Here is a 21,974-nt window from a genome sequence, read left to right as displayed (position 1 = left end):
CATAAGCTGGATCAACCACTTAAGGAATTAGTTTATGTGTCCAACCATTGGGGTCCACTTCTCAGCATAAGCAGTAAGACTCTCGAATACTTGCTGTGCCAACTCTCTTGTAGGCACAACCACCAAAGCCATTACATCATTAGACTGAATATCTCGTTGATTTTTATCTTCCAATATTTGGGTTAGTATGGGCAAGCCAAAAGCCGCTGTTTTTCCTGTTCCTGTTTGTGCTCCTGCAAGCACATCTTTTCCTTGCATGATAATAGGAATGGCTTGCTCTTGAATGGGTGTCGGAAAATTAAAACCAAGCGTATCGAGCGTGTGGGTTAGAATTGGAGATAAGCCCAATTGTTGAAATGAAGGCATGCTAAATGTCCAGATGAAACAGGGATTAGCATTCTATCAAAATCTTTGTTAGGCGTTGAGTGTCTCAGGGTATAAATTTTAAAAATGGTTTTCCTCGCCCAAGTGGGAAGGTTATCTAATAAACTTAGTTGAAAACGGGATTCGATACGCGGTTTGGCGAGGTATAACTCTGTTAGCTAACAAGTTCTTCTACAAGCTCATCGGTAATTCGTTCATAATCTGATAAAATGAATCCGATTTCCATTGCGTCTATAAGCTCAAGACTTTCGTCGTTTACGATTTGGTCATTCATTCTGACCTCCTTATGTACAATAACATCTGGGATTTATCTTTATCCCGACCAGACTATAAGATGCGCCTCTCATTTTTACACCAACTTTATGACAATTTTTTGAAAGAAATATTCATCCACGCAGAATAGGCGGCATATTGTCCGTGAGATTGAGTCCTGTTATCAGCCAAGCACAATGATGGATGTAAATTTTAAATTACAGTCATGGGCAAATGATATGTACACTAAGCTTGAAATTGTCCGTTTTTTTTTAGAAAATATTCGACACAACATGGTTTAATGAGATATTTGTCATATTCAGATAGCATTAATACCCCCACCCCAATTACTGTAAAGAAAATAATACATGAAGAAATCAAAAGTACTGGGCAGCACTTTGATCATTGCAGGAACAACCATTGGTGCAGGAATGCTCGCTCTACCACTTGCTTCTGCTGGGATAGGATTTTCGGCATCCCTAATTATTATGTTCGCGTTATGGGCATTGATGTCATACACCGCACTATTAATGGTTGAGTTACATCAACACGCTGATTCAAGTGCCACCTTGCACACGCTGGCTAAACAATTTTTAGGCAGCAAAGGAAAATGGATTGCCAGTTTTTCTATGTTTTTCCTCTTCTATTCTTTGTGTGCTGCATATATAGCAGGAGGTGGCGCTCAATTTGGGCAACGTCTATCCCACTTTACAGGGCTAGAGCTAACCAGTACCTCGTCAACCGTCTTGTTTACATTCATTGTTGCTTCTGTAGTCACAATTGGGACAAGTACAGTAGATAAAGTTAATCGTATCCTGTTTACAATTAAACTGGTTGCCATGGCAATTGCCCTGAGTTTTTTGGCACCTAATGTGACCGAGTCATATTTACTCAGTATGCCAATAGAGCAAGGACTCATCATTGCCGCAATTCCGGTTATTTTTACTTCATTCGGATTCCATGGCAGCATTCCTGCGATCGTTAACTACTTAGATGGGCACACTTCTTCGCTACGTAAAGCCATTATTATTGGTTCTTCTATACCTTTGCTGGTTTATGTCTTTTGGCAAGTGGTAACGCTGGGAGTCGTAAGTCAAGATGCCTTATTGGAGAACCAAGGCTTAAGTGGTCTTATCGCGACTTTATCAACCAAAGTACAACAGTCAAATCTCAGTCAGGCTATCGGTGTTTTTGCCGACCTAGCACTTCTGACCTCATTTTTGGGTGTGAGCTTAGGCTTATTTGAGTTTTTAGGAGACAGCTTTAATAAGGAAAACGCAGCTTCTAATCGTGTGATCATCGGTGCTGTAACCTTCTTGCCACCAATGGGATTTGCGCTTTTTTATCCACAAGGCTTTATTATGGCATTGGGATATGCAGCAATATCGCTCACAGTTCTTGCGATTTTCTTACCCGTTTTGATGATTAAAAAGTCGCGTGTTATTCAAACCAATCAAGAGACTTACCAAGTAATGGGTGGTAACTGGGGACTCATGGTTAGTGGTTTTGTTGGGGTTGTTATCATTGCAGCTCAGATCCTCATTACTACAGGCGTCCTCCCTTCTTTGGGCTAAGAACCTATCTTTTAAATCAAGGCAACGTTAGGTTGCCTTTTTTGTATCTTACGATTCGTAGTGTAAAAACTCACTTTGATTGCAATTTTTTCCAGTGATTGCCTTTCTTATTAATCAAAGGCAAAGCATTATAAGAGGTTGATATGAGAGTTAAGTCAAAGATAGTCCTTTCTACTCTAGCTTTAATCGCGATTTTATTATCGTTTTTTAGCACTGCGAAAACTGAAATAAAGAAAGAAACCAAGAATCAATATGAAACAGCAACGCTTGCTGGCGGTTGTTTTTGGTGTACTGAGTCGGATCTGGAAAAACTGGAGGGTGTGATTGACGTGGTATCGGGTTACTCAGGTGGTGACTTGGAAAATCCAACATACAAGCAGGTTTCCTCCGGGACATCTGGACATATAGAAGTAATCGAAGTGAAATTTGATCCAAATACCGTCAGTTATGAGCAAGTGTTGGATCAATTCTTTCGTCACATAGACCCTACGGATAATAAAGGCTCGTTCGTAGATCGTGGTCCTCAATATCGTCCAGCTATCTTTTATCACAATAATGAGCAAAAACAGATAGCGCAAGATTTTATGGATGAAATAGAAAACCTTGGTATTTTTAAGAAACCTCTAAAGACGGAATTGATTGAATTTTCGAAATTTTGGCCAGCTGAGGCCTATCACCAAGATTATTACAAACATAATAAGATTCGTTACAACTACTATCGTTATGCATCAGGTCGAGACCAGTATCTCAATGAAATATTTGGCGACGACAGGGAGAAAAACCCCAAGACACTTCGTCAATTGATTGATGAACGCAACGCAGTTACCAAGATAAAGCCCTATACAAAGCCAACAGATAAAGAAATTAAAGCAACACTTACCGAATTGCAGTACTACGTTACTCAGAAAGAAGGCACTGAGAAAGCCTTTAAAAATGAGTATTGGGACAATAAAAAAGAAGGTATCTATGTTGATATAGTCTCTGGTGAACCGTTGTTTTCCTCAACCGATAAATACAAATCTGGTACCGGATGGCCTAGTTTTACCAAACCTATTAACGAAGGATACATAGTCACCAAAACAGATTACTTTCTTGTTTATCCGAGAACTGAGGTTCGAAGCCGCTTCGCTGATTCGCATTTAGGGCACGTGTTTAAAGATGGCCCTGCTCCAACGGGATTACGTTATTGTATGAACTCCGCAGCAATGAAATTTATTCCCAAAGAAGAATTAAAGCAACTGGGTTATGCTGAGTACTTGTACTTATTTGATTAGTTAAGAAGTACCATTGGCCTTACTGGTGTTTATCATGTAAGGCCTTATGCTATCGGATACTTAGAATCAATAACGCTACTTCATGACTCGCGCTTTAAAGTTTCGACCTTTCATCTTTCCGTTCTGGAGTTGTTTGAGCGCTGGTTTTACAAGCTCATGTTCGACAGCAACATAAGAAACCATAGGTAAAATCTTTATTTTGCCTATTTTCTTTCCATCCAGCCCTGCTTGCTTTGTGAGGGCCCCTAGAATATCACCAGCACGAACTTTTTGCTTTTTACCACCCAAAATCTGGATGGTTTGCATCTTGGGGTAAAAAGGTCTTTCATTGGGTTTGCTAGGTAAGGATATAGGTAAAATTTCAATATCCATATATTCATCAATTTGCGCGACACGATAAGACTCTTTGGCATTAAAAAAGCTAAATGCGACACCTTTTGATCCCGCACGCCCTGTTCTTCCGATGCGATGCACATGCACTTCTGGGTCACGAGATAACTCATAGTTAAAAACCGCGTCTAGGTTGTCTACATCGAGACCTCGCGCTGCTACATCCGTTGCAACCAATACAGAGATACTCTTGTTCGCAAACATGGTTAATGCTTGTTCACGATCACGTTGTTCCATGTCACCGTGGAGTTCTGTAACACTGAAACCTCGATGGCTGAGTTCATCGGCGACATTCTGAACTTCTTTTTTTGTGTTACAAAATACAACCGAAGACTCAGGTTTGTGCGTTAAAAGCAACGTTTCGAGCGCTTCATCTCGCTCTTCTACTGTGTCAAGTTGGAAGAATTGCTGTTCGATGGTACTCATTTGATGTGTTGATTCAACCTTTACCATCAGTGGTTCCCGCATCACTTTCCCTGCCAACGCCTCAATATTGGCAGGGAAAGTAGCACTAAATAGTAGAGTCTGTCTTACTCTAGGTGCTCGCCTAGTAATGGCATCGATGGCATCTTCAAAACCCATTTCTAACATTCTATCGGCTTCGTCCAATACTAGAGTGTTGAGATCATCTAAATTGATACGATCTTTAGACAAATGATCAAGTACTCGCCCAGGCGTACCCACTAATATATGTGCGCCATGCTCAAGCGAGCCAATTTGTGGCCCCATAGGCATTCCACCGCACAAGGTTAATACTTTGATATTGTGAATTCCGCGAGCAAGTAAGCGTATCTCTTGTGCGACTTGATCCGCCAATTCACGAGTTGGGCACAAAACCAGTGACTGAACCCGAAAATGCTTTACTTTTAGGTTGCTCAATAGTCCAAGCGAAAAAGTAGCCGTTTTACCTGAACCCGTTTTACCTTGTCCTATAACATCTTTTCCTTCCAGTACAACGGGTAACGCTTTCTGTTGGATCGGCGTCATCTCAATAAAATTTAAACTGTCCAATGTTTCAATTAGTTCATGTCTTAGCTTCAGACTCTTAAATGTGTTGGTCACAAGGAAACCTCAAAAATGACCTGTGTATAAATTTACCTAGGTCGTTCAAAGCAAAAAACCGCTTCGAGCGAGAAGCGGTTCATACATAGTTAAGTTAACTAGATTTAAAATCTAGCGGATGCCATGCAGAAATTCATGGCGCGTGGCTGGATTACTCTTAAAAATACCACCAAGAGCTGTGGTGGTTGTTTCGCTGGTTGCGTCCATAACACCACGAGATTTAACGCAATAGTGAGTAGCATCAATAGTCACAGCCACATCATCAGATTCAAGCAGGGTTTGCAAAGCAACCAAAATCTGCTGTGTCATTCTTTCTTGAACTTGAGGGCGCTGAGCAAAAAAGCGAACAATACGGTTAATTTTGGATAAGCCAATGATCTTACCTCTAGGAATGTATCCAACGGTGGCTCGACCATCAATAGTGACCAGATGGTGTTCGCAAGTACTGGTGACCGTGATGTCTTTGACACGAACCATCTCGCTCATGTCCATCTTGTTTTCGATCACCGTGATTTTGGGGAAATTTGAGTAATCAAGTCCAGAAAAAATTTCATCCACGTACATTTTGGCTACTCGATGCGGCGTTTCTTCTAGGCTATCGTCCGTAAGATCGAGCTCTAAGAGAGACAAAATTTCGCGCATATGGTGCTGAATTTTTTCTTTCTTCTCTTCTCGATTCATCAGATTAGGTACCATTGGCGTCTCTAAGCCCCTGCTTTCTAACGCTTTCTTTACCAATTTTGCGGATTCGCTCAGACCTGACATCCTACTTCCTCTCAAATTCTATTCGCCAAACAAACATTCATTCACTTAGAGTGATTACACTTTCTGTCGTGAAAGGGATCAGTAGCTTTTTCTGACAGACAAGGATACTCGTATTTTTGCACAATTACACCCATATTTTATCCGTGGCTATTATTGTGACTACGATTATGTGTGATACCATAATAGTCATTGAAATATATACCGACATTACAATTAATTAGGGGTAATCTAATGGGTTGCTGCGACGCACTAAACTTAATGCCAGTTGAAGAAGCAATAGACAAAATGCTATCGTCGGTTAAACCGATTCAATCAAGCTTACTACTTCCTCTCGTCGACGCTATCGGTTATGTACTTGCAGAGAACATCCACTCTCCTATTTTCGTCCCTCCTTTTGCCAACTCCTCTATGGATGGTTTTGCTGTACGTATCAACGAAGTGAGTCGTGACCAACCTCTTCCAATTGCAGGGACGTCTTATGCGGGGCAGCCCTATACTGACCGATGGCCTGAGAATACTTGTATAAAAATCATGACAGGAGCACAGATTCCAGAGAGTTGTGATGCTGTCATCATGCAAGAAGAAGCCAAAGAAACAGCACAAGGTGTTGTATTTGAACAGGCCAAGATCAAGCCACAAACCAATATTCGACCTAAAGGTGATGATGTTTGTGAAGGTGACTTGGTGTTACCAAAAGGCGCTCGCTTGACCGCTCGGGACATACCGATGATCGCAACCTTAGGCATTAGCCATGTGAGCGTTTTTAGAAAGCCACGTGTCGCTTTTTTCTCAACAGGAGATGAGCTGGTCGCACTTGGTGAGCCTCTTCAAACCGGCCAAATATACGATAGCAACCGCTATGGGATTAAACCTCTTATAGAGAATTTTGGTTGTGAGGCCATCGATCTTGGTATCGTTCCAGATTGTCCATCCCAACTACGTTTGGCCTTTGAAAAAGCACAAAACCTAGCAGATGTTTTGATTACCTCAGGTGGTGTGAGTGTCGGTGAAGCTGACTATACGAAAGATATATTATCAGATATGGGTAAAATTGATTTCTGGAAGTTAGCAATAAAGCCCGGCAAACCGTTTGCGTTTGGCTCTTTACCCAATGCATGGTTCTGTGGACTTCCTGGAAATCCGGTTTCTGCGGTTGTCACCATGTACGTTTTGGTCCAACCTTTCTTAGCAAAATTGGCAGGACACACTCAGTGGAAATTTCCCGAATCGATACCCGCCACAACTCGAACTGCCTTTAGAAAGGCCCCTGGACGTACAGACTATCAACGTGCGATATATAGCATCGAAGATGGCCAGTTTTTTGTAGAAAGTACAGGAAATCAAAGTTCGGGAGCTTTTCGTTCGATGAGTCTAGCCAACTGTTTTGCTGTTCTTGAACAAGAACGTGGCAATGTTGAACTAGGTGATACCGTAAATATCCAAGTATTCAATTCGTCACTCTACTAGGAAGCCATTTGAGTATTCTTTCTGATCAAGAAATCTTGCGCTACAACCGCCAAATTATTTTAAATAACTTCGATTTTGAAGGGCAGGAAGCGCTAAAGCAAAGTCGACTCCTTATTATCGGACTTGGTGGTCTCGGCTGTGCGGCTAGTCAATATTTGTCAGGAGCTGGTATTGGTCACTTGACCTTGGTTGATGATGATATTGTTGAGCCATCCAACCTTCATAGGCAAGTTTTACATCATGACATGAATCAAGGGCAGCACAAAGTATATTCTGCTGCACAGTCTCTTAGACAACTCAATCCGAATCTTGATATCTCCTCGATACCTAAGCGCTTGGACGAGCAAGAGCTTGAAGCCGAGATCAATCAGCATACTCTTGTTGTTGATTGTTCAGACAATCTTGAGACTCGTAATCAGCTAAATCGTCTTTGTTATAGGTTAAAAGTCCCTTTAGTTTCGGGTGCAGCGATAAGAATGGAGGGGCAAGTGAGTGTCTTTACGTATGAAGATGACAACCAGCCATGTTACCAGTGCCTCAGCTCACTATTAAACCATACACCTTTAAGCTGTGTTGAGTCTGGTATCATGTCCCCAATAGTGGGTATCATCGGTGCTGTCCAAGCCTTAGAGGCAATCAAAATTGTTGCAAAATTTGGACAATTAAAACTGGGGAAACTTTTGCTGATGGATGGAATGAGTATGACATGGCGAGAAATGAAATTGGTCAAAATAGCACACTGCACTGTTTGTGGCCGCAATCCTAGTTAAACATCTGATTTTTGGAAGGTTTTGTATCACACAGTAAAACTCGACACATTTAAATAAGGAATATTTATGTCACCGATCGTCACGCCACAGCAGCTACAAGAGTTACGTAACACGGGAAGATTAATTATCTTAGATGCAAGTATAGAGTTTCAGATTCCATCCGCTCCTATAAGTGATAAAGATAATATTATTCCCGATGCGATTCGCTTTGATTACGACAAAGTCTTCTGCGATCCTAATTCTTCACTTCCCCATATGATGCCCAGTGAAGAACGGTTTAATTCACTCGCCCAAGAGATTGGGTTAAACCAAAATTCGATCATTGTTGTTTATGACAACAGTGGAACTTTTGCTTCACCGCGAGCGTGGTGGATGTTTAAAGCGATGGGGCATAAAGAGGTTTATATCCTAGATGGAGGGCTGACTGAGTGGAAACGCTTGGGTCTTGAGATAACAACATCTTATCGAGACATCTCCTCTAAGGGTGACTTCAGCGGGCAACTTAACCCGCATTATTTTGCCGATTTTCATGTTGTCTTAAGTCATTTAAACAATTCAGATTGTCAAATCGTTGATGCTCGTTCTAAAGAGCGATTTGAAGCAAAAGTTGCTGAGCCAAGGGCTGGTATACGTTCAGGCCATATTCCCAATTCAATTTGCCAGCCGTTTATGGATCTAATTGATGGACATAAGTTTAAGTCTCCATCCGAGCTAAAGCAGGTCCTTTCTTCGAGCCTTGGTGCTAACAAGGCAAAGTACATATTTAGTTGTGGTTCTGGCGTTACCGCTGCGATTGTCTTAGCGGCTGCTCATATTTCAGGTTACCAGCATCTAAGCATATATGATGGCTCTTGGACAGAATGGGGGGCAAATTATGATTTGCCGATCGAAAACTAACACCTTACGAGTCAGGTGTACCTCTGTCTTCCCTATTAGTTTGAAATGAATTATCCTGCCAAAGTCCAAATCTTGGACTTTATATTATTCTCAGGGCGGGGTGAAATTCCCCACCGGCGGTGAATCTCAATCAGATAAGCCCGCGAGCGCTCGATTATTCGAGGTCAGCAGATCTGGTGAAAAACCAGAGCCGACGGTGATAGTCCGGATGAAAGAGAATGAGTGTCCGCATTCACTTCAATTCTTTTGGAGCGTCTAGTGCTGCCTCTTATCCCATACAGCCCTGATTCAGGTTCACAACCAAGGAGTATCCATGAATCAGAATCATCAAATCAGCAATTATCTAGTGACAAAACATCCACAATATCCGCTAGCTCTAAAGGTAAAGCAACCTCGCTTGGTTTTCAGTTTATTCTCGATTTCAAAGAATAGGAGAAAGCGCTAATGTTTACCGGAATTATTTCGTCAATAGCAGTGATTCTAGATATTAAGGATCACAACGGAATTAGAACTTTTGAGATTGAATTTGATAGAGATTTTTGCCGCGATATTAATATTGGAGCAAGTGTTGCTGTCGACGGAGTATGCTTAACTGTCACTGAGCTTAAATCTACATCCCGTGTCACTTTTGACGTAATGCTCCCGAGTATTAAGATCACCACTCTTGGAAGTTGCAACGCAGGTGCACGAGTCAATGTTGAACGAGCAGCCAAAGACGGCGCAGAGATCGGAGGTCATCCTCTGTCTGGTCATGTTGACGATAAAGCAGTAATCACCGAGATAGAAGCAATAGAAGGTAACTACAGGGTCAGGTTTGACCTGCCTCAATCACTTAAACCCTACGTTTTTTCAAAAGGATACATAGCTATCAACGGGGCAAGTCTTACCATAGCCGATGTAAATAAATCGAATAATTGGTTTGAAGTTTGGCTTATCCCAGAAACGAGACGCCAAACAACATTTGAAGATAAGCAAGTTGGCGAGCATGTTAATATAGAAATTGAGCGTGGTACCCAAGTTGTGGTTGACACAATAAAAGACACACTGAACGAAGCTATAGGGCCGCTTTTGCCTGACTTTGAACGTTACCTAAAAACAAAAAATACCGATATTGATTCTATTGCAGGGGCAACCGTTCACCACCTTGCCAAGAAATAAAAGCTAGAGATAAAAAAGCCAACAATAAAGTTGGCTTTTTTATTTAACTTTCAGTTAGCGGTATAAACCAATATCTTTTTGCAAATGCCCAGACATATCAGTCGCATAATATGCTCGAGGGGTATTGTCTGTAAAAAGAATATCTAACAGGTGTGCAATCAATCCTTTGAATGAAACCGTGTAGGTTTTCTTGTCCATAGAGATGGGAGCTTCAATAGTTCCGATACGCATTGCTTGTGCCATGATTGCCTCTCTATAAATTTTGGGTAACTGTTTTCAATGCATGAATATTAGGCAATATTTCATTGTTCAAAAAATGACTATTTTTTTGATTTGACATTAGTTTTTCTAATGAAACACATTATTAACATTACAGAATGGGAAAATTCACTAAAGCATCAAAAATGTGGATATAAAGCTAAATTTAATACATATTTAGTCTATAGATAGAGCGAGATACATTTATCTTAACAAACTATTTACAATAATTTTTTTGTAAAAGTTCATCTATAAAATCAATATTTAAACGAAACCACCCCCCACTGACAACCCACCGAAAGATGACAATATAATGACAAATGGATTGCAGCTAGTCATTAAGCAGTATTTGGGACACTGAGTACACAGGTAAGGAAAGATTGACGTTATCTTTTGAGAATTTTGGAATACCTAAACTTATAGATATCTGTCGATAATCAGGTCAGAGCGTTTTGTAAAAATTTGAGAGCAAAAGGTTGTATTAAAGCCCATGGGGATAGCATCCCCATAAAGCTTCTATCGGAAGGCTATATCCCTCCTGACGGGATAAAATAAACCAGTGCTGACCAGACGCCGACCCAACTCACTACAACGACAATATCGAACCAATTTCTCTTTAACATAGGTCCCCCAGAAAGTAATATTAGCTCGATAAAAAAGCTAGCAACCTTTGTGCCACCATGTTTGCTGAGTTAGCTGAGTCCGATTAAGTTCATCAGGCTTATCTGTGAGTAGCTCGATAAAACAGTCCGTCATCGACTTGTCTGTAACAATCTCGTCTCCAGAAATATTGAGCAAGGCTTCATAACCTTCCTTGCCTTTCATCGTATAAGCTGAAGAACTGCCCAGATAAAATTTATTTGGATCAATTGGTTGCCAGCCTAACTCAGGGGAATATATCTCAAAATCGACAACCCTTTGCCCTTTTGGAGCGTCACTTAAGTATGTGAAGTTGAGATTATAGGTATATGGATAAGAGCCATCACCTGTACCTTTTACGCCATTATTGAGAGCATTGTTAATCGCCCCTTCAAGCGCTGCGGCAATATCCTTCCCTTTTATTTTATAAACCCCAACTGGAACGGCAAACGGAAGTAACTTTCCGGCAATATCACCCACAGAAACATTGCCCTGATGAAGTGAATTTCTCACGCCACCGGCATTGTGAATCGCAAACTCCACTTCATAACCGAGTTTCTGCATAGTATACGCAAAAGACTCTGCGACAAACGGAGCCAATTCGCTTGCTCCTATTTCATCAGGGATACGTACATGTCGCATGGGTTTATTTGCTATCGCTACGATCCTATCTTGTAGCTTTCGAACCATAGGGACATACTTAGTATTCAATATTTCCTGAACATCCGGATCTTTTTTGCAGACAACAACATTGGGATGACTGTCGATAAATTGACGGGCATGGGTGTAAGGTATTTGATCCGTCGCTTTTGTCATGCTTGCATCAAGAAAAACCCTTCGTCCTAATAGCAGTTCATTTTTTCCGTTGAAACGTACAATTTTGCCATTCGCGTCAAAATCAATGTCACAATGTCCCATGCTAAGTGAATGATAGCCAGCCTGCACAATATAGGTATCATTTACCACCATCCCATAGTCATCGTCTTTTTTAAGGCCCAAAGCACTAAAGTCACCTTGCAGGCGATGGCTGTGCCCGCCAACTATAATGCCAATTCCCTCAACCTTTTCAGCGAGCTCAAAATCAGCTTCATAGCCCATATGACTAAGTAAGATAATGTTGTTGATTCCCTGAGACCGGATTGCTTTCACCGTATTTACGGCTGTCTCAATTGAATCAACAAAAGGTGTATCATGATCTGGATTTGAAATATCGAGCATTTGGTCAAGCGCCAAAGAAAAGATGGCTATAGGCTCTCCCTGAGCATACTTTACAATCCATTGAGCCGTGCAAGCTAATGGATCATAAGCATAAACATTTTCCCTGCCTCTTATTGTTAATTTTTTGTTACTCGCTTCTTGCGAAAGGTCCCAATTCCCTGCAAGCAAAGGGAAATTGATTTGCCTAACAAATTTTGCAACAGGTAAGTTACCCATGTCTAATTCGTGGTTTCCCAGAGCCATAGCATCAAGATTGAGTGTATTCAGCATTTCTGCGTTAGCTTCCCCTTTAAACAAGGAAAAATACAAGGTGCCTTGGAAACAGTCGCCCGCGTGGAGAAAGACCATTTCTCTTGTGTCACAAAGTGTTGCTTCAAGCTGCTTTTTTCTTGCGGCAATACGGGCAAACCCACCCGCACTGACATAAGGGGCTAATGTTTGTCCTGATAGCGAAATTGACAATTGCAGAGAGGTTGGCTCGAAGTGTGAGTGGGTATCATTAATGTGTATAAGTCTTATTTTGGCCATTTTATTATTTTTATCGTGCATAAATTATTCTCATTATCACACATATGTTATCTCATCACTTATGACAATTTCATTAACTTTCAATTTTTTATACATTTTAGCTTTGCAAATACCCACAGTACCACTGCATAAAACAGCGTGCGCAATTTTAAAATTCGTAACTTTGTGAGCTAACCTTCTGCTTATTCGAATGTTTTCTATTATGCTTTTATGAATAATAGCTCATTTGGAGTCTGTCAATGCTTCTAGAGCGGATAGAAATTTCCGGCTTTCGTGGGATCAAGCGACTTTCCATCGCATTTGAAGAGCTTACGACCCTTATCGGGGAAAATACATGGGGGAAATCGTCACTATTAGACGCACTGGCGGTCGCTTTGCCCCCCAAAGGTATACCATATCAATTCGAAATGGCAGACTTTCACGTCGATTATTCCGTTGCGCATCCACAGACTCAACATCTACAAATCGTACTCAGCTTGATTTCCACTGACAAAAAAGAAATCAATTCAGGTCGATATCGCAAAATTAAACCAGTGTGGATTCAAAATGCACAAGGCGTCAATAATATAATATACCGCTTAAGTGCCAGTCGAGAAGGCCATGAGGTAAAAACTCGTTACGCATTTCTTGATAATCAGGGGAATCCCCTACCATTACATCACTCTGAAAAGCTTGCCCAAGAGTTAATGTCACTTCACCCCGTGATACGGTTGAAAGACTCCCGCCGTTTTGAACGACCGATAAGAAACGGTGGGGATACCAGTGACAGGATAGAAAAGCGAATCAATAACACTTGTAGGCGTTTAATGGCTGTACCTGGGCATGTCAACAAAGGAGAAATGAAAAGCAGCCTAAATTCAATGAATGCTTTAGTTGAACACTATTTTTCCTTTAAATCCAATACGCGAAAAAACCTTCGCAAACAAAGAGACGGCATCTTTTTTAACAGCTCACCGAGCAATAAAAGTATTTCTCAAATCGTCGAAGAGACACAAAGTAAGCAGACTCGATTATTGTTTATGGGATTACTGAACGCTTATTTGCAAGCTAAAGGCCCTAACAAGTTACGTCGGTGTGCAAGGCCACTGCTTATCTTAGAAGATCCTGAGGGACGTCTGCATCCTACGCATTTAGCGCGAGCTTGGAGCCTGCTTCAGCTATTGCCAATGCAAAAAATACTCACAACCAACAGCGGCGATCTGCTTGGGCAAGTGCCACTGAATAGCATTCGACGTTTAGTTCGCCAATCAGATAAAACCATAACCACTTACCTTCCGGCTCAAGGTTTTTCCAAAGATGAGCTTAGACGCATCGGGTTTCACATTCGATTTCACCGCTCAGGAGCACTGTTTGCTCGATGTTGGCTATTGGTAGAAGGAGAAACAGAGGTATGGCTGTTTAATGAGCTCGCCAACCAATGTGGTTATAATTTAGCAGCCGAAGGTGTACAAATTATCGAGTTTGCTCAATCTGGCTTAAAATCATTGGTCAAAATAGCAAAAGCCTTTGGTATTGATTGGCATGTCGTCACAGATGGTGATGCTGCGGGGAAAAAATACGCCTCAACCGTCCGTGCTCAACTTGGTAACGATCAAGAACGCCATCGGCTAACAGAACTTCCAGACCGAGACATTGAGCACTATCTATATAACAATGGGTTTGAAGCGTTTTTTAAAGACATGGTCCGAATACCCTTAGACCACCCCATCCCAGCTAAAAAAGTCGTCACTCGAGTACTTAAAAAGTTTGCTAAGCCAGATTTGGCACTGGCTATTGTCTCCTACTGTGAAACTCGCGGTATGGATTGCATACCAATCCTACTCAGATGGACCTTAAAACGCGTAGTCACAATGGCCAATGGTAATACGTGATTCATGGATATATTTTAATAACGTAAGCCCCCAACACCTATGCTGGGGGCTGCTAGTTACTATTTTTTAATACCTTCGACATGCAGCTCCATGTCTACGTAACTGGAAGAACCCATCACCGGAATTTTAAAATCGGCAAGCTCAAGTCGAACAGTACCATTAAAACCTGCTCTCTCTCCACCCCATGGATCTGCACCAGATCCTATAAATTCAGCATCAATCGTTATAGGTTTGGTTACACCATGAAGATTTAAGTCACCATTCACTTCCAATTTACCGTCACCCTTGTCTACCACGCTTGTACTTTTAAACGTTGCGGTCGAAAATTTTGAAGCATCAATGAAATCACCGCTTCGTATATGTTTATCGCGCTCTGCATGGTTAGAATCTAAACTGGTTGTATCAACAGTGACTGAAACCTTTGAGGCACTGACATTGCTAGGATCATAGGAAAAATCACCTTCAAATTTATTAAAACGCCCCTTTATAAAACTGTATCCCAAGTGGCTAATCTTGAAGTTAATTGATGCATGAGCACCCTTGGTATCAATAACATAATCCGCAGCACTAGCGCTAAACGGCAATGCAATAGCTAAAATAGCCAGTCCAGTGGCGAATACATTTTTTCTCATTTCGAAGCTCCTATCATCTTGCGTAGAGTATTGTCTTTGGTTATCACGTGGTGTTTGATAGCTGCCAGCGCATGTGCTGCAGCCATAATAATAAGTGCCCAAGCGCAGTAAAAATGTACTTCCCCAGATAGATCGGCTTGGTTTTCAAATAGAGCTCCAAGGCCGGGGATAGAGAACCAATCAAAAACGTCGATACTGCGGCCATCTTCTGTGGAAATTAAATACCCTGAGACAAACAGTGCAATTAAAATCAGGTACATAAAACTATGGGCTAGTCTAGCGGCTAAAATCTCATACGGTTTACCTTCTATTTCAGGTGAACGAGTGACTTTTTTCCAAACGATACGAAAAAGGGTTAAACCAGCTAAGAGCATTCCAATCGATTTGTGCCAGTGAGGTGCCGTTCTGTACCACTCACTGTAATAACTCAGGTCAACCATCCACAATCCAACGGCAAACATACCGACCACCACAATGGCAGACGTCCAATGAATAGTTCGGGCTACTAGGTTGTAGTTTTTTACTGCTGAAGTCATTGCATGTTATCCAATATTAAATACGTCTCTTTATCAACTAGATTATCCCCGAGTTGATACCTAGAACAGATTATTTACCCTTCTTTACATTCATAAAATAGGTAAAGTTTGGTCAAGTCATTCAGAAATTTTGAATGACATTTACGCACGTCATACCTTTCCATCGACGCTACTGATTTTCTCGCGGCTTCTAAATCAAATCAGAAGACGTTAAACGTTTAGTTGATCTTTTTGAGATAGCAACAAGCAAGAATGCAATACTTGCTTGTGTTGTGACACAAATTCAATCTTAACGATCAGCCTCTAAATATCTTCATAGTTTCTATATTTAAATGTAACTAAATAAGAACTTAGCATGCTAATCTTTTTGATAGCACCATAACCTTGGAGAGAAACCTCTTGCTTCTAGATGTGCTAATCCAAAGCGTTAATGAATTTCAGACGGATTGTATCAAGCTTTGTCAAGAGCATTTTCCGACGATACATGACAAAGGAATGAGTCAACATCATTTAAGTTTGGCGTTCTCTCAAAGACTTTCGCATACGCTGACCGAATTTGGTCATGATTGCGAGTATGTCGCTTTGGACTTTAATACAAATTTACATCCTATTCATTATTACAGAGTGACTTCAGATGTGGGCACCATTTGGGTTTTGACATCCCATTTAGCCACAGGGGGTAATATGTGCAGGAAAAGGTTTATTCACGCCATTAATCATTGGCAAGAAGAGTACTCTTTTGCGATCCAACCAAATGATCTGTTGCTATTAATCGGTGACCATTGGTTTTCACGCAACAAGCTAAGCAGGGAACTGCTGCATTGGTGGACAGGCCAGCTCCCTGATGATGTCGAACAGTATAAGGTGCAAGGCGTAAAATTGTCAGAAGGCAGCACATTATTAAGTAATTTACTAGAGGACTGCTTTTCACTTAGTCCATATTTTGTTAAATGTACTCACCCACTGCAACGTTCATTAGACAAAATGGCGGTTCGAAAATATGTCCAGCTCTATTGTGTAGCCCAACTTAGTTAAGAATACCATTTCCTTTTCTCGTCCCATTGTACTGTAATGAAGACCTTCGAGCATTAGGTAACGGGTTCAGTGATCTGGATAGCCATTCGGGTTATTGGACTGCCAATACCATGTGTCTGTCGTCATTTGTTGTAGTGTTCGTTCGGCTTTCCAGTTTAACTCTCGCTGTGCTTTTGATGGATCAGCCCAACATTCGGCGATATCGCCAGGACGTCTCGGGGCAATTTTGTACGGGACTTTCTTTCCAGATGCCTTTTCAAATGCCGAAACCATCTCCAATACACTATAACCGTTTCCTGTTCCTAAGTTATAAATATGTAAGCCACTGGTTTGTCCCACCTTATTCAGTGCACAAACATGCCCATCAGATAAGTCCATAACGTGAATATAGTCTCGCACACCCGTTCCATCCTTTGTTGGGTAATCATCACCAAACACGGATAAATACTCTCTCCTTCCAACAGCGACCTGAGAGACAAATGGCATCAAATTGTTCGGAATGCCCGATGGGTCTTCGCCCAACTGACCAGATGGGTGAGCGCCGACTGGATTGAAATAACGCAGCAGAGTAATGCTCCACTCGGAATTGGCCTTTTGAAAATCAGTTAAACACTCTTCTACCATAAGCTTACTACGGCCATAAGGGTTGGTTGCACTGGTTGGAAACTCTTCGGTAATAGGGACACTAGCAGGATCCCCATAGACTGTTGCTGATGATGAAAAAACCAACGATTTCACGCCAACTTCACGCATTGCATCTACTAATACCAGAGTACCGTTTACATTATTGTCGTAGTATTCAAGAGGCTTCTCTACCGATTCACCTACCGCTTTTAAACCTGCAAAATGTACTACAGCACTAATACTTTGCTCTTTGAGTACCTTAATTAGCTTCTCTTTGTCACGAACATCACCTTTAACAAATATAGGGGATGCACCTGTAACCATCTCGATACGCCCTAGCACAGATTCGTTGCTGTTGTACAAATTATCAAAAATCACTGGTTTTATACCGGCTTCCAGCATTTGGATACAAGTATGGCTCCCGATATAACCAAGGCCACCAGTTACTAATACATTCATATTAAAAACCTTATTATTATTTTCAAGCACATACTAACGGGTGTTAGATTAAAAATATAGCGCATCTATTTAGTTACTACCTGCGTCTCTATGTTGAATGTCTTCAGTGTCATGAAATTCACGGTAAGCCTCAACGAATTACAAAAATAATGAAAAAGATCGCCGATTGTTTGTTATTTTTATAACATATTGAATAAGCTTGGCTATTGGAACCTACTCGATGACAAAACGAACAATTACTCTCAATTGCGATATGGGTGAGAGTTTTGGAAGGTGGAAAATGGGTAATGACGAAGCCGTGATGCCATGGGTGGACATGGCGAACCTCGCCTGCGGATTTCACGCTTCTGATCCTGATATTATGCTGCACACGATTAAGCTCGCAATTCAACATGACACCCAGATAGGAGCCCATCCAAGTTACCCTGACCTACAAGGGTTTGGCCGGCGTAAGATAGATATGGATAAAGAGTCCATTACCAATATGGTTATCTATCAAGTCGGGGCTTTGAAGGCACTAGCAGAAAGCCAAAATACTCAGATTAGCTATGTAAAGCCTCATGGGGCGCTCTATAACGACATGCTGCGAGACTTGACTATTTTCGATGCCATTGCGGACGCTGTTGCATGCTTTGGTGTTCCGCTTATGATGTTAGCTATCAAAGACAACGAAAGGCATCTTGAAATTGCTGATAAGTATGAACTGCCTATTTTCTTTGAGGCTTTTGCCGATAGAGCTTATTTGTCCTCTGGAGAGCTTGCCCCTCGCTCAATGTCTGGTGCAGTGCTGGATAAAGAAGACGATATTTTGGATCAAGTCAAACAGATTGCCCACTACGGAAAGGTAAGAACAATTGACGATTTCCTGATACCAATCGAAGCCGATACCATTTGCGTCCATGGTGATAATAAACAATCAATCGAGATGATACATAAGATAAAAAATGTCCTTTTAGGAGACTGAGAGTGAATATAGAAACGTCCGTTGATCCCGTGGCTGAATGCTCAATACTTATTCGATTTGAAGCAGAATGTAGTCATAAACTTTCTCTATTGATTGGTGAGATTAGCAGATACATAGCCAATCAGTTAGGTGCAATGATTATGAACGTAACACCATCAATGGATTCGATATTGATAGACTATCTACCCCATCGAGTATCTATATTCGAGTTTATTCCCTATTTAGAAACCCTGGTGACTGAAGCAATAAAAGCCTTACCTGATGATACCGATTCTGACGTGATAGAGCTTCCTGTGTACTACCACCAAGATGTAGGCCCTGAACTTGAACAATACCATTCAGCAGGTCTTAACCTTGATGATGTAATCGGCCTACATACAAACAATGAGTACACCGTAGGAGCCATTGGCTTTGCTCCTGGGTTTGCTTTTTTATCATCTGTAGCAAAACCGCTTCGTTTGCCACGAAAAACGACCCCTAGACTACAAGTGCCAAAAGGAAGCGTTGGCATCGCAAATCGCAATACCGCCGTTTACCCCTCCACTTCTCCCGGTGGGTGGAATATCATAGGCAATTGTCCTCTCAACTTATATACACCTGAAAAGTCACCCATTCTACCTTTTAGTATCGGTACAAAAGTGCGCTTCAAGCCCATTTCTAGTGATGAATTTATTCGTCTTGGTGGACAGATTATAAGGGGATGGAACCAGTGAGCGATATCCACGCAATTACAGCCGTTAAACCAGGCCAGCAAACACTTATTCAAGATTTTGGACGTTTTGGATTAGCCCACTTGGGTATAACTCAAGGAGGCCCCGTTGATGATTATGCCTATAGCTGGGCTAACCACTTACTTGATAACCATACAAACTGCCCCTCGTTAGAGATTACGTTGGGACAAGCTGAGTTTCTCATTCATTCCAGCTGTGAAATGGCAATAGCAGGTGGTGATTTACAAGCCAAATTAGATGGTCAACCTATTGAAAATTGGTCTTCATTTAATACAAAAGGGGGACAGACTCTCACTTTTGGGTTACCCAAAAATGGACTTCGTAGCTACTTAGCCGTCAAAGGGGGCTTTAAGGTTCTTCCTCATTTAGGGAGTACAGCAACGGTGGTACGTGACCAACTTGGTGGGATTATGCATGGGAATCCAATTAAGACTGGGGATGTGATTCATTTTGGCCCACACAATCTTGGCACAAAAACAAGGCAGATGACTTTCAGATACAAACCAGATTACGATCTCCCCCTAGAACTAAGAGTCATTGAAGGCTATCAAGCAAACGATTTTTCACCTGATGCTTTACATTCCATGTATAACCAAACATTTAGTGTCAGTAAACTGGTTGACAGAATGGGCTACCGTCTATGTGATGGCCATATTGCTCCACCAAAGAAAGAGTATTTGAGTGAAGGTATTGCACTCGGTGCGATTCAAATTACACCCGACGGTCAGCCCATAATCTTGCTCAATGACCGACAAACCATAGGCGGTTATCCCAAGATAGGGTGCGTCGCGCGTATTGACCTCCCTAGACTGGCACAATCAAGGCCAGGTCAAAAAGTTAAGTTTGTCAGAGGTGACTTGCTTGGACTCCAGGAAGTTTGGTGTCAATGGGCAAAGTTTTTTGGCTACTAATTTGAACCCTGTTTGTTTTCAAATTTTTAACTTAACTATGTGTATTATGGTACTTTAAAAGCCATAAACTTTTGCAAGTTCAGGCGGATAGTTACGCAACCGTGCAAGATCTTCTGCCTTTCGTTCCACTTCACAAGCTGTCAGAGACATACTCACTGGGTGCATGGATTCAATACTGGTATTGGCATACTCAAATAATTGCCATTTTGTAACGACTTTCACAGCCGCTTCCAACGCCGAAGAACCTTTAATCACTTCAACTCTAGCATAATCGTTTCCTTCAAAAGTCACATCAGCTGCTCGGAGGGTTTTATCAGTTCCCGGTATCTGCTGTGCACCAAATAAAGGATTTCCCAACTCATGCGCAGTCTTATAGCTTGGAATGAATTTCGCCATATGCTCAATAGATCGATGGGTTCTCTCAATCATCACTGACGCATCCCATCCGGCCTTAATTTTACGTTCCAATTTCTGTGGTAACTTGGGTTGGGATGTCTGTTCATCGGATGAAACAAACCCATCATCAAATAAGGTAATCTCTTTGGTCATCCCATGAATTTGAAAAACACCATTGGCGTACGGCGTTAATTGAGCCATACCGCTCGGTGTACCCCTTGGACCATGAAAAACGACCTCTGGCCAAAACTCATTACATTCATCCCAACGAGTAACATAAGCGGCTTTAAATTCAACCATTCTCTGACGAGGCGTATGTGCCAAGTCATCGATTATACCTGTTTCGTAGCCACAGGCATTAACCAAGTAATCAGCTGAAATATCAAATTTCTCACCGCCTGATTGCAAACATTCTAACTGCCATCCTGACACGCTCTTGTGTAAACCAATCACCTGTGTTTTTGTGTGCAGCTTACAATTCTCCATCGACTCCAAAGCGAGTGTCGCTGATGCCGCAATACGAAAAACACTCCAACCGTACTCTTGGACGACGACAACAGGGAATTGCAATGAATCCATATCCGTGGCTTTAGCAAATGGGATAACCCACTCGTCTGTAGAAACGGGCTCAGACTCTTGCTGATGTTTAGACAATTGCTCAAGGTCATCGCGGTTATACAATTTGTAATATTCAGAGGGTGGCCCGAGAACCTGATTTTTCTCATCCGCATCAACCAAGCTCTGGTAACAAGATTGAATGATATCTAACCGCTCTATAAGTTGTTCAGGGCTTCCGCTATCCGCTTTAGGTACAGCGATTATCGTTGGGCGTCGATTAATAGTATGAGGATAAAGACGCACAGAATCGATTGATTGCTTTAGTAAATCGACACATTGAGAGATAGCAATATCTCTGTATAAATTCCCTCCCGCATGCAAATGACAAATAGGTGGACCGCTAACTAAGCTAGGTGACTTTTCAAGCAGCACAACATTGAGACCAATTTCGGCTAGGTGCAAAGCGCATGTTGCTCCAGCGATCCCACCACCAATGACCGCGATAGTCGGTATCTCCAAATTTTTGTTCTCTACTAACATATGTGCTGCTAATTTGTTCATTGTCAGTACATTTTACTGAGTTTATTCGGCGAAAAAAATCACATTTTTTGAATGGGATAA

At 41.6% G+C, this 21,974-nt stretch carries 20 protein-coding genes, 1 pseudogene and 1 riboswitch; of the genes and pseudogenes, 12 read left to right on the top strand and 9 right to left on the bottom strand.

Annotated elements, in window-relative coordinates:
- Window positions 1-60: 60 nt before the first annotated feature.
- Window positions 61-366, bottom strand: a pseudogene (locus tag QQK21_RS15630) (DEAD/DEAH box helicase); the annotation flags it as partial.
- Window positions 367-1,004: 638 nt separating this feature from the next.
- Here QQK21_RS15630 and QQK21_RS15625 point away from each other — a divergent pair.
- Both QQK21_RS15625 and msrB read left to right on the top strand, forming a co-directional pair.
- Window positions 1,005-2,210, top strand: a complete 1,206-nt coding sequence (locus tag QQK21_RS15625) for an aromatic amino acid transport family protein (protein WP_284193118.1) — start codon at window positions 1,005-1,007, stop codon at window positions 2,208-2,210.
- Between the two features lie 143 nt (window positions 2,211-2,353).
- Complete coding sequence (msrB, locus tag QQK21_RS15620; protein WP_284193117.1) at window positions 2,354-3,484, top strand: peptide-methionine (R)-S-oxide reductase MsrB; 1,131 nt, start codon at window positions 2,354-2,356, stop codon at window positions 3,482-3,484.
- A 75-nt stretch (window positions 3,485-3,559) separates the two neighbouring features.
- On the opposite strand, the gene dbpA is transcribed toward msrB, so the two are convergent.
- A complete protein-coding gene (gene dbpA, locus QQK21_RS15615; protein WP_284193116.1) occupies window positions 3,560-4,936 on the bottom strand; it encodes an ATP-dependent RNA helicase DbpA in 1,377 nt (458 codons plus the stop codon).
- Window positions 4,937-5,047: 111 nt separating this feature from the next.
- A complete protein-coding gene (gene folE, locus QQK21_RS15610) occupies window positions 5,048-5,701 on the bottom strand; it encodes a GTP cyclohydrolase I FolE (RefSeq protein ID WP_284193115.1) in 654 nt (217 codons plus the stop codon).
- A gap of 231 nt (window positions 5,702-5,932) precedes the next feature.
- Here folE and moeA point away from each other — a divergent pair, with 231 nt between their 5' ends.
- The 5 genes from moeA (at window position 5,933) to QQK21_RS15585 (ending at window position 9,993) form a co-directional block, all read left to right on the top strand.
- A complete protein-coding gene (gene moeA / locus QQK21_RS15605; protein ID WP_284193114.1) occupies window positions 5,933-7,168 on the top strand; it encodes a molybdopterin molybdotransferase MoeA in 1,236 nt (411 codons plus the stop codon).
- An 8-nt stretch (window positions 7,169-7,176) separates the two neighbouring features.
- Entirely contained in the window at window positions 7,177-7,938 is a 762-nt protein-coding gene (moeB, locus tag QQK21_RS15600; protein ID WP_284193113.1) for a molybdopterin-synthase adenylyltransferase MoeB, read from the top strand.
- Between the two features lie 66 nt (window positions 7,939-8,004).
- On the top strand, window positions 8,005-8,835 hold the full coding sequence (locus QQK21_RS15595) for a sulfurtransferase (protein ID WP_284193112.1): 831 nt from the start codon (window positions 8,005-8,007) through the stop codon (window positions 8,833-8,835).
- An 82-nt stretch (window positions 8,836-8,917) separates the two neighbouring features.
- Window positions 8,918-9,059, top strand: a riboswitch (FMN riboswitch).
- Window positions 9,058-9,267: a hypothetical protein gene (locus QQK21_RS15590; protein WP_284193111.1), complete on the top strand. Its 210-nt coding sequence runs from the start codon at window positions 9,058-9,060 to the stop codon at window positions 9,265-9,267. (Overlaps the previous riboswitch by 2 nt.)
- Window positions 9,268-9,279: 12 nt before the next feature.
- Complete coding sequence (locus QQK21_RS15585; protein ID WP_284193110.1) at window positions 9,280-9,993, top strand: riboflavin synthase subunit alpha; 714 nt, start codon at window positions 9,280-9,282, stop codon at window positions 9,991-9,993.
- A gap of 54 nt (window positions 9,994-10,047) precedes the next feature.
- Here QQK21_RS15585 and QQK21_RS15580 read toward each other — a convergent pair whose 3' ends face one another.
- Window positions 10,048-10,236: a hypothetical protein gene (locus QQK21_RS15580; protein WP_284193109.1), complete on the bottom strand. Its 189-nt coding sequence runs from the start codon at window positions 10,234-10,236 to the stop codon at window positions 10,048-10,050.
- Window positions 10,237-10,911: 675 nt separating this feature from the next.
- Complete coding sequence (locus tag QQK21_RS15575) at window positions 10,912-12,657, bottom strand: bifunctional metallophosphatase/5'-nucleotidase (RefSeq protein ID WP_284193108.1); 1,746 nt, start codon at window positions 12,655-12,657, stop codon at window positions 10,912-10,914.
- Window positions 12,658-12,875: 218 nt separating this feature from the next.
- Between QQK21_RS15575 and QQK21_RS15570 the strand changes: the two genes are divergently transcribed.
- Entirely contained in the window at window positions 12,876-14,507 is a 1,632-nt protein-coding gene (locus QQK21_RS15570) for an ATP-dependent endonuclease (protein WP_284193107.1), read from the top strand.
- 59 nt (window positions 14,508-14,566) lie between these two features.
- On the opposite strand, the gene QQK21_RS15565 is transcribed toward QQK21_RS15570, so the two are convergent.
- Together QQK21_RS15565 and QQK21_RS15560 are read right to left on the bottom strand one after the other, a co-directional pair.
- Window positions 14,567-15,139 (bottom strand): YceI family protein, encoded by a 573-nt coding sequence (locus QQK21_RS15565; RefSeq protein ID WP_284193106.1) that lies wholly within the window; start codon window positions 15,137-15,139, stop codon window positions 14,567-14,569.
- Window positions 15,136-15,675: a cytochrome b gene (locus QQK21_RS15560; protein WP_284193105.1), complete on the bottom strand. Its 540-nt coding sequence runs from the start codon at window positions 15,673-15,675 to the stop codon at window positions 15,136-15,138. Before QQK21_RS15560 ends, QQK21_RS15565 begins: the two co-directional genes overlap by 4 nt.
- Window positions 15,676-16,074: 399 nt before the next feature.
- Here QQK21_RS15560 and QQK21_RS15555 point away from each other — a divergent pair, with 399 nt between their 5' ends.
- Complete coding sequence (locus QQK21_RS15555) at window positions 16,075-16,710, top strand: hypothetical protein (RefSeq protein ID WP_284193104.1); 636 nt, start codon at window positions 16,075-16,077, stop codon at window positions 16,708-16,710.
- A gap of 66 nt (window positions 16,711-16,776) precedes the next feature.
- Here QQK21_RS15555 and galE read toward each other — a convergent pair whose 3' ends face one another.
- Window positions 16,777-17,793, bottom strand: a complete 1,017-nt coding sequence (gene galE / locus QQK21_RS15550) for a UDP-glucose 4-epimerase GalE (protein ID WP_284193103.1) — start codon at window positions 17,791-17,793, stop codon at window positions 16,777-16,779.
- A 220-nt stretch (window positions 17,794-18,013) separates the two neighbouring features.
- Here galE and QQK21_RS15545 point away from each other — a divergent pair, with 220 nt between their 5' ends.
- The 3 genes from QQK21_RS15545 to QQK21_RS15535 are packed head-to-tail and all read left to right on the top strand — an operon-like array spanning window position 18,014 to window position 20,399.
- Window positions 18,014-18,757: a 5-oxoprolinase subunit PxpA gene (locus QQK21_RS15545; RefSeq protein WP_284193102.1), complete on the top strand. Its 744-nt coding sequence runs from the start codon at window positions 18,014-18,016 to the stop codon at window positions 18,755-18,757.
- A 2-nt stretch (window positions 18,758-18,759) separates the two neighbouring features.
- On the top strand, window positions 18,760-19,470 hold the full coding sequence (locus QQK21_RS15540) for a 5-oxoprolinase subunit B family protein (RefSeq protein WP_284193101.1): 711 nt from the start codon (window positions 18,760-18,762) through the stop codon (window positions 19,468-19,470).
- Window positions 19,467-20,399, top strand: a complete 933-nt coding sequence (locus tag QQK21_RS15535) for a 5-oxoprolinase subunit C family protein (RefSeq protein WP_431313126.1) — start codon at window positions 19,467-19,469, stop codon at window positions 20,397-20,399. Before QQK21_RS15540 ends, QQK21_RS15535 begins: the two co-directional genes overlap by 4 nt.
- Before the next feature lie 54 nt (window positions 20,400-20,453).
- Here QQK21_RS15535 and QQK21_RS15530 read toward each other — a convergent pair whose 3' ends face one another.
- Window positions 20,454-21,893, bottom strand: coding sequence for an FAD-dependent oxidoreductase (locus QQK21_RS15530; protein WP_431313127.1), 1,440 nt, complete (start codon window positions 21,891-21,893; stop codon window positions 20,454-20,456).
- Window positions 21,894-21,974: the final 81 nt, after the last annotated feature.

This window comes from Vibrio zhanjiangensis, from assembly GCF_030161235.1.
In the GTDB taxonomy this organism is placed as follows: Bacteria; Pseudomonadota; Gammaproteobacteria; order Enterobacterales; family Vibrionaceae; genus Vibrio; species Vibrio zhanjiangensis.
Note: the sequence above shows the minus strand (reverse complement) of the source record. Positions and strands in the feature narration are given on the sequence as shown.